Annotated in this window: 15 protein-coding genes; 14 read left to right on the plus strand and 1 reads right to left on the minus strand. The window is 55.9% G+C overall.

Annotated elements, in window-relative coordinates:
* Positions 1-216 precede the first annotated feature (216 nt).
* The 13 genes from ACA060_RS18640 (at position 217) to ACA060_RS18700 (ending at position 7765) form a co-directional block, all read left to right on the plus strand.
* Entirely contained in the window at positions 217-468 is a 252-nt protein-coding gene (locus ACA060_RS18640) for a DUF1654 domain-containing protein (RefSeq protein WP_497312392.1), read from the plus strand.
* Positions 469-780: 312 nt separating this feature from the next.
* Positions 781-1188: a hypothetical protein gene (locus ACA060_RS18645; protein ID WP_497312394.1), complete on the plus strand. Its 408-nt coding sequence runs from the start codon at positions 781-783 to the stop codon at positions 1186-1188.
* A 105-nt stretch (positions 1189-1293) separates the two neighbouring features.
* On the plus strand, positions 1294-1968 hold the full coding sequence (locus tag ACA060_RS18650; RefSeq protein ID WP_497312396.1) for a polysaccharide lyase family 7 protein: 675 nt from the start codon (positions 1294-1296) through the stop codon (positions 1966-1968).
* 538 nt (positions 1969-2506) lie between these two features.
* On the plus strand, positions 2507-2749 hold the full coding sequence (locus ACA060_RS18655) for a hypothetical protein (protein WP_497312398.1): 243 nt from the start codon (positions 2507-2509) through the stop codon (positions 2747-2749).
* 165 nt (positions 2750-2914) lie between these two features.
* Entirely contained in the window at positions 2915-3163 is a 249-nt protein-coding gene (locus ACA060_RS18660) for a hypothetical protein (RefSeq protein WP_497312400.1), read from the plus strand.
* The gene (locus ACA060_RS18665) at positions 3160-3393 is read left to right on the plus strand and encodes a hypothetical protein (RefSeq protein ID WP_497312402.1); all 234 of its coding nucleotides are present in this window, start codon (positions 3160-3162) and stop codon (positions 3391-3393) included. Before ACA060_RS18660 ends, ACA060_RS18665 begins: the two co-directional genes overlap by 4 nt.
* On the plus strand, positions 3390-3584 hold the full coding sequence (locus ACA060_RS18670; protein WP_497312404.1) for a hypothetical protein: 195 nt from the start codon (positions 3390-3392) through the stop codon (positions 3582-3584). Before ACA060_RS18665 ends, ACA060_RS18670 begins: the two co-directional genes overlap by 4 nt.
* A 201-nt stretch (positions 3585-3785) precedes the next feature.
* Positions 3786-4901, plus strand: a complete 1116-nt coding sequence (locus ACA060_RS18675) for a coiled-coil domain-containing protein (RefSeq protein WP_497312406.1) — start codon at positions 3786-3788, stop codon at positions 4899-4901.
* A 53-nt stretch (positions 4902-4954) separates the two neighbouring features.
* Positions 4955-5944: a RecT family recombinase gene (locus tag ACA060_RS18680; protein ID WP_497312408.1), complete on the plus strand. Its 990-nt coding sequence runs from the start codon at positions 4955-4957 to the stop codon at positions 5942-5944.
* Entirely contained in the window at positions 5944-6606 is a 663-nt protein-coding gene (locus tag ACA060_RS18685; RefSeq protein WP_497312410.1) for a lambda exonuclease family protein, read from the plus strand. Before ACA060_RS18680 ends, ACA060_RS18685 begins: the two co-directional genes overlap by 1 nt.
* A gap of 2 nt (positions 6607-6608) precedes the next feature.
* Positions 6609-6851, plus strand: a complete 243-nt coding sequence (locus ACA060_RS18690) for a hypothetical protein (RefSeq protein ID WP_497312412.1) — start codon at positions 6609-6611, stop codon at positions 6849-6851.
* Positions 6848-7309, plus strand: a complete 462-nt coding sequence (locus ACA060_RS18695) for a hypothetical protein (protein WP_497312414.1) — start codon at positions 6848-6850, stop codon at positions 7307-7309. Before ACA060_RS18690 ends, ACA060_RS18695 begins: the two co-directional genes overlap by 4 nt.
* An 81-nt stretch (positions 7310-7390) precedes the next feature.
* Positions 7391-7765 carry a hypothetical protein gene (locus tag ACA060_RS18700; protein ID WP_497312416.1) on the plus strand — a complete coding sequence of 125 codons (375 nt, stop codon included), beginning with the start codon at positions 7391-7393 and terminating at the stop codon, positions 7763-7765.
* A 13-nt stretch (positions 7766-7778) separates the two neighbouring features.
* On the opposite strand, the gene ACA060_RS18705 is transcribed toward ACA060_RS18700, so the two are convergent.
* Positions 7779-8504, minus strand: coding sequence for a hypothetical protein (locus tag ACA060_RS18705; protein WP_497312418.1), 726 nt, complete (start codon positions 8502-8504; stop codon positions 7779-7781).
* A 99-nt stretch (positions 8505-8603) separates the two neighbouring features.
* On the opposite strand from ACA060_RS18705, the gene ACA060_RS18710 reads away from it, so the two are divergent.
* The gene (locus ACA060_RS18710) at positions 8604-8972 is read left to right on the plus strand and encodes a hypothetical protein (RefSeq protein WP_497312420.1); all 369 of its coding nucleotides are present in this window, start codon (positions 8604-8606) and stop codon (positions 8970-8972) included.
* The last annotated feature ends 2 nt before the right edge of the window (positions 8973-8974 follow it).

Consider the following 8974-nt stretch of genomic DNA (forward strand, 5'->3'; position numbering starts at 1 on the left):
TGGAGAGCTTTTTTATTTTCGACTGCGAGACCTGGGCCGGCTAGCGTAGAGTTTTTTTGGTACAGCGCTATCCACTTTTCCATCGATTGGCGCCCGCTTGACCGGCTATTTTTTGTACCTGTGGACCTAAGAAGTAAAGACTCACTCTTTCGGTCTTGCCAAAAGGAACTCTTACCAATACTGTACATACATACAGTATTGGTAAGGAAAAACCGCATGCACCCCTCCCCGATTCCTACAACAAAAAACCGAACGTCTTACGAGACGACGTGCCGCCGCTTGCAATCGCTCATTGCTGCACCTGGCGTTCAAAAGGTTCAGGCGGTGACAGTGTCCAGGCTCGAGCACGAGACCGTTGAGGATTGGCTGCGGCTCATTGATGAAATCAGTGAAACCGCCGGAGTGCTTGTTGAATCTCTGGAGGATGGCGCAGTTCGGATCGGGTGGCGACAGTACTGCGAAGCTTGAAATTAGCCCGCCATCGAGCGGGCTTTTTATCGCCTCATGATAAATATATAAGCGTGCTTATTGACGACAAAGATAAGCTCGCTTATATTCACCCCGTCGCAACCCAGTCCCCACATAGGGACCGGCTGCGAAGGGTCGAGAGATCCGCCGCTCTTTAACAGCTCAGGATCCTCGCCATCGACTACCCCGGGTTTCAGCCGGTAAGTGCGAGCAACAAATAGTCGATGCCACGCCAGCTCTGGAACTGGCCGTGCTCACCAGATGTGAGTACGCGAAACCACGCAAGCCAGCCGTACCAGCACCGAACACGAAATGTGCGACGACGGCCAGAGATATGAATCCGGCGATGCGCGTGGTGGAGAAACGAAATTTTTCACTGATGCACCTGGTGACGGGTGCATTGGGAAAATAACCGAGGGAATGACGATGTGTGACTGCAGAAGCAAGAACGAAGAGCGGCTGACCGAGCACTTCGCCAAACAACTCCCTGAAGGCGCAACAGGCCTGAAGGTGAGTCTCGGCGGCTACGCGATGATCTTCAGCGGCCCAGTGAGCATGAAGAACTATTCCGAAGTCACGGCGACGTACAGCTCGCCAACCAAAGGCACCGCCAAAAAGCCAAGCCGAATGCGCGAGCAAAAAGAGACGGAAAGCCTGCTCGGCAACTACTGCATGTTCTGCGGTGAGAAATACGACAAAGACGAGCAGGAAGCGGCTTGAAGCATCACCTCTGTCCATTCGTTGAGTGGGCAGACGGATGTAGGCCTGCATCAAACGAAAGGCTCAACTGAGCAAAGGCGACATCAATGGAATGAGGTACAAACCATGACTGTAGACATCAGCAATTACACCATCGCTACCCCGCTACCAATCTCCGACACCAATCCTATCTCCCTTGACTTGATCGGCTGGCGAGCGCTGCTCGAATGCCCTGACGTCGTCTCGATGCTTCCTGACGGATCGCTGCAGATGACGGCACCAACCCTCGGCGCTTCCAGCAAAAGCGTCCATCGCACTCGTTGCGAATGGAAAGAGCCTGGCTACTGGTTGTTTTCGAGTGCCGCAGACCATTGGAGCCGCCAAGAAATGCGGCTGACAAAGGTCAACTCTCTGCAGAAGGTCGTGATCGGCCAGATTCATGTGCAGGGCTCAGAGCGGCCTCCGGTGAAGGTGTTCTGGAACAAGGGCAAGATCACGATGGGTTTCAGGTCTAGCTATCTACAGGACGACCCGGTCAACACGACCGTCTTGGACAATGTGCCACTCGGCGCACTGTTTAAGATCAACATTCACGCCAACTCCAGCGGTGCTGTTTCGGTTTCCGCCAGCTGCAACGACGTCAAATCCGCCTCCGCAATCATGCGGCTCGACAACACATGGGACACGAAAACTCTCGCCTTCCATGGCGGCGTGTACAACCAGATTGACTACTCCGAAAGCACCGACCCGGAAGACGGTTCGGTCTGCATCATCAGCGACCTTTCCATCACTCACGCCTGACTCCGCCCGCTTCTGGACGTGAGGCCATCCAACATCACGTCAGCTTGACGATACTGCCCGAGCACCTCAAAGAGGCTGCATCGGAATGTCGGCGCCCCATGAAAAAAGCTGATCCAGGCCAACTGTTTGTATGCGAACGGGCGGACGTAGTTAGGCATCTTGGTCAGGACCGACATTCCAATGCAGCTTCGATAGGTGGCCACTGCCTGCCCAGTGAGCGAGCGATAGGAGCTACCGCCATGAAGGAATAACCCACCGTTGCCGGGCAACAGTGTCCCCAGCCACTAAAGAGCTGGGCGCTTGGACCGACGAGAGAATATCGGTACCGGAGAGCGCGCTTTGTCAGCGCCCCGCAGCGGGTATAGCCCACAGAATCTACTGATGACATCAGCGCCGGACAAGTAACCGGTACTGCAGGCGAGTCCGAGGGCATAGCTGGCCAGGCTCGACACATCCCGGGCAGTGCCGGGCGTCTGCAACCCGACTAGAGTTACTTTTGTTATTGGTACAGCCTCTCAAATTTTTTAAGGAAGCCGCTATGAAAGTTAAGGAAATGATCGCTCAGCTACAACAGCTTGACCCGGAACTCCACCTCTTGGTGCTTTGCGAGGATTCAGAAGTTTTGGAGAAAGGCCAGGGCATTCGAATCTTCGAGCCCCACTCGGCGGACATGTTTTTCGCAGAAATGAGTCGAGACTCTAATCACAAGGCTCGACTGGCAATCACCGGTGCTGGCGAAGGCCAAAAACTAGCGAGCATCAATGTAACAACAGACTTCTAGCCGTCCCCTGCAGCGCCATCGCAACAACGACTTGCCGCCGTAAGCGGCTTCGACCTTCCCCGACACCACCCGCATGCACTCCCCTCCGCGCCCAACGGCAACCAGCGGAATGTATGAGTGCAGCCGAGTTTTGTTGGATCAACACCGCCGCTCTTGGAGGCGACTATGTCAACCAGCTATGCAGACAGTGCGCAGGCCCGAGAGTGGGACAGGCGCTACGACGCTTGGGGCCGCGAGAAGAAATCGCAGCCCGAGGAGTTTCACGATTACGAAGCGGAAGCAGTCAAGCGCACTCAGGCACTGGCTGACCGTAAAGCTCGGCTGGTGAAGGAGCGCAAAAGCCTGAAGCGGCGCATTGCCGCAACCATGGCGCAAATGGAAATGGTGTGTCCGGCAAAAGGAGGCGCAGCGTGAGCATTCAACAGCGCGACCACGATACGGCGGTGACTTGGATCGAGGGCGAGATCAGCAACATGATCCGCGACCTGGGCAAGCCAAACGCCAGCTCTGCGGCAACGTCGTGCATCACCCTCGCTTACATGCTGCGCGTCATCAGCGACGCCGAACATCGTCATTACCGGGCGCGCATCGATCAGATCTACGCCTCCTTCAACGCATCAAACAAGCAGGGAGCTGCAGCATGACCACGCCACCAGTTAAATCACTGATCGACGAGCAGCTCGACGAGATCGAATCGAAGCTGGTCCTGCTGGGTTTCGGCCTGCCGTTCAACGAGGTGATTGGCAAGTCTCGCGAAGCTCTGGTCTCCAGCTTGCCGCGCCGGCTGGCGGCAACCATGAAAGGCGGCCGGATCGCGGTGAGGGTTCGGCCATGACTTCCTATCAGCGCGCAAAACGCTTTTGGTTCTGGCGCGGTTCAGCCATCGCCCTGCTCTTCTTCACTGCCTGGATGCTGGCAAGCGCCTACTCCGGTCAGATCACTCAATAACCCACACCTGCAAAAGCTGCGCACCGCGCGGCAAGGAACTGTCATGTCCGCAAATACCAAACAAGCACTCGCGCAAGACTCGCTGGAAATGAGCGAAACCGACGACGCGAAAAAAATTGTAGTCCCTGCAGTTGCCGTCACCGACATCGCCGAATATCGGCCGCACGAAGAACAGATCGTTCGTCTTGAAACCACTTACGCGAAGCTGGTCGTTGACTGCTCGACCAGCGAGGGCTTGGCGAATGCGAAGGAAGTTCGCGTCGATATCCGCGACGTGCGCTATGCCCTGGCGAACACCACCAAAACGGCGCTCGTGCCTTATCAGCAGAAAGTCAAAGAAGCCCAGGCTCGCGTCAACCAGGTTAAGGAGTTCGGCGAGGCGCTCAAAGATCGCGTGTTGGCGATCGAAGCGCCTGTCGACGAAGCGATCAAGGCCGAGGAAAAACGCGTAGCTGACGCCAAAGCCGAACGCGAGCGTGTCGAGGCTGAACGCGTCGAAGCCATCCGGGCAAAGATTACCCGCTTCAGTTCTGTTGCTGCCGCATATGCAAGCCGTAGCGCTGCCGATATCGCCGACATTCTGCAAGGCGTCAAGGTGTCAGTGATCCTGCCCGACGAATATGCCGAGTTCGAAGCTGAAGGCACCATCGCTCGCGACAACGCTATTGAGCAATTGGAAACACTGCACAAGTCTGCCGTTGAGCGAGAGGAAGCTGCCGCCAGGCTGCTGGCTCAGCAGAAAGAACTCGACGAGCTGCGCGAGAAGCAACGCATTGCCGACGCTGAAGCTGAGGAGCTGCGCAAGCAGCGGGCCGAGGAAGATCGCCTGCGGTTGAAGAAGCAGCAGGACGATCTGGACCAGCAGCGCCGCGACATGGAAGCACAGCAACGCCAACAACGTGAGCAGCAGGAAGAGCAACAGCGCCAGCAGCGCGAACGCGACGCACAGTATCAACGTGACCAGGAAGAGCTGGCCCGTCTGCGCGCCCAGGCAGCCGCACCGGCTCCAGTCACCCCAGTGGCTACCCAAGTGGTCGCAGAGAAGGCCGAAGTCACGCCTATCAGCTCACATGCACCTGTTGCTGAGTCCGACGACGTAACTACAACCGCCCCATCGGTTGAAGACATTGTCGAGGTTGTAGCCCTGGGCTTCGACGTGGACCTCGACACTGCACGCGCCTGGCTTCAAGCCATCCGCTTCTAACCACCCTTTCCATCTAACGGCCGACCTACTCCTCGTCGGCCACGGAGAGCGCAATGACTGACTCAGACACTCAAGCCCCAACTGGCCTTGCCACGTACCACGATCCATCGCACAACGCAGCTGCGCTCATTCTCGACCCGGGCACCATGAAGTCGATGAGCGACCTCGCGCTGATGATGTCGAAGGGCGTGACAACCGTCCCCAAGCATCTAAAGGGCAATCAAGCTGACTGCATGGCGGTAGTGCTGCAAGCAATGCAGTGGCAGATGAACCCATTCGCTGTTGCGCAGAAGACGTTTATCGTCAACGGCGGTGCGTTGAGCTATGAGGCACAGCTCGTCAACGCAGTGATCACAGCCAAGGCGCCCGTCAAAGGTCGCTTGAACTTCGAATGGTTCGGTGCCTGGGAAAACGTCATCGGGAAGATGCGCGAAGTCACCAGCCGGACCAAGAAGGACGAGGACACTGGCGAGTTCAAGAAGTACCGCGTTCCCGGATGGAGCTTTGACGATGAGAAGGGCCTCGGCATCAAAGTTTGGGCAACCTTCAAAGGCGAGGACGAGCCGCGCGTTCTGGAGCTTCTGCTAACCCAGGTCCGCACGCGAAACTCTACGCTTTGGGCGGAAGACCCCAAGCAGCAGATTGCCTACCTGGTGACTAAAAAATGGGCGCGACTCTTCTGCCCCGACGTGATCCTCGGCGTCTATACGCCCGATGAGTTCGAAGACTCTTACGGCGGCGAGATCGACATCACCCCTGCGAAGCAGGCTTCAAATACCGCTGCCGCTGCTGGTGTGTCGTTCGGCCCGAAATCCCCCTCGCCGGAAATCGACGGAGTATTCGCAGACCTTTTGGTCGTCGCGAAGCGGCAGGACATCGAAGCCTATGCGGCAGCCTGGGCAGGTCTCAAGCCTAAGCAGCGCGCAGCGATCGGCCTGGAATGCCACGAAGCGCTCAAGAACATGGCGGCAACCGTTGATGGCGACTTTACCGATATGACTGGCAACAACGACGGCCTGTCTCAGGTCGAGGAAGCGGCGTAGTGAGAACTGAACTTCAGGGCACTGAAAAGTGGCAAGCAGACCGATCTGGCCGAGTGACAGCCAGCCGGTTTAAAGATGTGATTGCCTGGGGGAAGCCTGACAAAAATGGGAAGCGCGAGCCTATGGGGGCGCGCACCTCATACATGCGCGAACTGTGCTTCGAGCGACTGGCAAAGAAGTCCAAGCACAACGTCAGCAGCGCTTCCTTGAAGTGGGGCCACACCGAAGAACAGAAGGCTCAGGACGCCTACGAGATGTTGACCGGCAAAATCGTCATACCGTCAGAGTTCATCGTTCACCCGAAGTACGACTGGCTCGGCTGCTCGCCAGACGGCCTGATCAACGATGACGGCGGCACCGAGTCGAAGTGCCCTTTCAATGAGGCGATACACGTCAAGACTTGGCTCGAAGGCATGCCCGAGGAACACATGCCGCAGGTCCAGGGCTGCATGTTCGTTACGGGACGGAAATGGTGGGACTTTCTGTCATTCGATTCTCGCCAAGATGAAGAGTGTCAGCTCTACATCGAGACGATTCACCGCGACGAAGACTACATCGCCAACCTGCACAAAGAGCTGGTCCAGTTCAACCTGGAACTGAACCGCATGGTTGATGAAGTCGCGGACAAAGCCAGGGCGCAAGCCCATCGTTTAGGAGCCTGATCATGATCAGCAACCACCTCAACTTGGTCGAGCAGCAGCGGCAGAATGCGGAATCAATTTCCAACCGGATCGCTGAGTTCCTGGCCGCTGGCGGTCAAATCGCCCAACTGAAAAACCCGCCGCGCAACCCGCTGCCACCTCCCCGCTCGCAGAAAATCGACCCCGGCACGATCCTCAAGAGAAAGCCCAAGGCGCTGACAGCCGCTGATCGAAAGGCTCTCCGGCTAATGGCGGACTCACTATGAGCAAGCGCAAACCGCACAACCTCAAGACCCGAATCGACCGCTCATGTCGTTCACTGCTGGCCACCAACCACGTCGCAGTGGTGAACATCGATCCCAGCGGCCACCAGGGCATGATCAATTACAAGTCGCTGAAGAGCATCGCGCCCGGGAAGATTGGCCAGGCCGTGTGTGGAATCGCCCACCGCTGGACGATCTACCTCAGCGCTCTCTGTATTGATGCCCACGGCGATCGCTACAGCAAGTCGATTGAGGTGGCGCCTGATGGCGTCTACCTCTCCGATCATCTGGAAGAGGTGATCGAGCATTGCTACAAGAAGCTGCGCGACTCCGCCAACCAAAGCCAGATGGTGGCTTCCGGTTGGATTGCTATCCCCGACTCTTTATCGCTCGACGAGGCTCACGCAGCGCGGATTTTTGAAGCGGTTGGAGCTTGGAATCAGCAAAAGGTCGCCGCGTGAGACGACTCAGCAACCAGGTGCGCCAGCGCCGACGACAGACATGGCTGGATCTACCGGCCCACGGAATTGAAGAGGCAGGCCATGGCCGAGGAACAGCAGGAACTGACGGCGGAAGCCATCAAGCAGCGCAAGAAGCGCGAGAAGGACGCGGCCAAGAAGGCCGCGCTGGGAATCGAGAAGTTCACTGTTGAGGTCGCCGGGGTGTTCAAGCCCGACATCAAGCGCCTGATGAAAGAACACGGCTTCAACAACCAGCAGGAGATGTATCAAAACCTGCTGCGGAACGTGATCGCCGCCGACTTTGAAACGGCGGCGGAGATGCTTAAGTGTGTCACGACACCTTTTGTTGTTGATGAATCAGTATCTCGGGAATTTCGCAACGAAAGCCTCCGGATGCTGCGCGACATGCTAGGTGAGCCAGAAGATGAGATTAAGGACCCTTCAAACTCGGCCTGATCTTGCCTTTTCTTCAAATACAATCACCATTTGCAGGACGAATCTTCAATGAGGAATTCAGTTCAGCAAGGTACATCTGAGTTGGATTTTTACAATCAGATATCAAATACTTTCCTGCAACCGAGTTAATTAGAACACCTAAGACAAGCCCCTTATCATCAACTACCACGGGTCGACTTGGCCCATCTGATTTTAACTGCCTTGCATTTTGGTCGGCTATATAGATAGGAAATACCAATAGGATTGACCCTAGTCCCAATGCAGATACCAATAGCACACTTATTCTAGGCTTCCCCTCTTCGATCATCTTTATTGCAAGCCCCAATGCGGATGATGAATACATCATAAAAAATATCGCCAGCATGGCATCCACCCATCCAACACTTCCAATATCCTTGCCGAACAGCGTGAGTATAAATGTTGCAAAAAGTGCGATCGTACCGACACTGAACAGTAAAAAATTACCGATTCCCTTCATGTAGTCAGAATTGGAAAAAGAGAAAAACGAAACTGCGGCAACTACGGTGCACGTTAAAACCAAGGGCAAGCCTTCTCTTACAAATCCCTGGGGGTCAATAAAATTCATCACCCACGATGAATTCAATATCCAGTAGAAGTAAAGGCAGTAGACCCACCCCGCAACATATGCAAGCCCAAGTATTGCTCCTGAGCCAACTACTAACTTACTCAGTTGATCTAGGAGCCCGGTATAAAAAGCACCTGATGTTTTTCCTGCCATAAGAACTCCTCTTCCGGCTCCATGCCGGGCCGAACACAAATACCCCACTTCAATGAATCACGCCAGCCGGCGAGGCAGGCGCACGCTTGGAGACAACCCATGCAATCAGTCATCTACGCTGGCCTGCGCAACGGCGAGCGCGATCAGCGCATCCACGACGCGTTGGTCTATAAGCACGTCGTTGAGGTTGCCAAGGAATTTCAACTGGCCCCGAACACCATCCGCGCGGCGGCAAAGCGCATTCAAAACGCTGTTGTGTTCGACCTCTGTCTGCTAGGGGGGGGGCAGCCCACGCCTATCGGCAAGGTCGCGGCGGATTGTTTTCGCAAGGCGGCACTCGGAGCCTACCGGAACTACCACGGCACCTTCCGCAACCTTGAGCTGCCTTGTTGGGTGATCACCGACGGCAACAACAGCATCGAGGTGCTCGAACTTCGCAAAATCGATACGGGCGAAATGTCCTTGTGATT

Source organism: Pseudomonas sp. LBUM1671 (genome assembly GCF_059695685.1).

Bases quoted from the DNA above. Each gene is read 5' to 3' on its own strand.
- ACA060_RS18640 (WP_497312392.1), top strand. From the start codon at position 217: ATGCACCCCTCCCCGATTCCTACAACAAAAAACCGAACGTCTTACGAG.
- ACA060_RS18705 (WP_497312418.1), bottom strand. From the start codon at position 8,504: ATGGCAGGAAAAACATCAGGTGCTTTTTATACCGGGCTCCTAGATCAA.
- ACA060_RS18650 (WP_497312396.1), top strand. From the start codon at position 1,294: ATGACTGTAGACATCAGCAATTACACCATCGCTACCCCGCTACCAATC.
- ACA060_RS18675 (WP_497312406.1), top strand. From the start codon at position 3,786: ATGAGCGAAACCGACGACGCGAAAAAAATTGTAGTCCCTGCAGTTGCC.
- ACA060_RS18700 (WP_497312416.1), top strand. From the start codon at position 7,391: ATGGCCGAGGAACAGCAGGAACTGACGGCGGAAGCCATCAAGCAGCGC.
- ACA060_RS18680 (WP_497312408.1), top strand. From the start codon at position 4,955: ATGACTGACTCAGACACTCAAGCCCCAACTGGCCTTGCCACGTACCAC.
- ACA060_RS18695 (WP_497312414.1), top strand. From the start codon at position 6,848: ATGAGCAAGCGCAAACCGCACAACCTCAAGACCCGAATCGACCGCTCA.
- ACA060_RS18670 (WP_497312404.1), top strand. From the start codon at position 3,390: ATGACCACGCCACCAGTTAAATCACTGATCGACGAGCAGCTCGACGAG.
- ACA060_RS18655 (WP_497312398.1), top strand. From the start codon at position 2,507: ATGAAAGTTAAGGAAATGATCGCTCAGCTACAACAGCTTGACCCGGAA.
- ACA060_RS18660 (WP_497312400.1), top strand. From the start codon at position 2,915: ATGTCAACCAGCTATGCAGACAGTGCGCAGGCCCGAGAGTGGGACAGG.
- ACA060_RS18690 (WP_497312412.1), top strand. From the start codon at position 6,609: ATGATCAGCAACCACCTCAACTTGGTCGAGCAGCAGCGGCAGAATGCG.
- ACA060_RS18645 (WP_497312394.1), top strand. From the start codon at position 781: ATGTGCGACGACGGCCAGAGATATGAATCCGGCGATGCGCGTGGTGGA.
- ACA060_RS18710 (WP_497312420.1), top strand. From the start codon at position 8,604: ATGCAATCAGTCATCTACGCTGGCCTGCGCAACGGCGAGCGCGATCAG.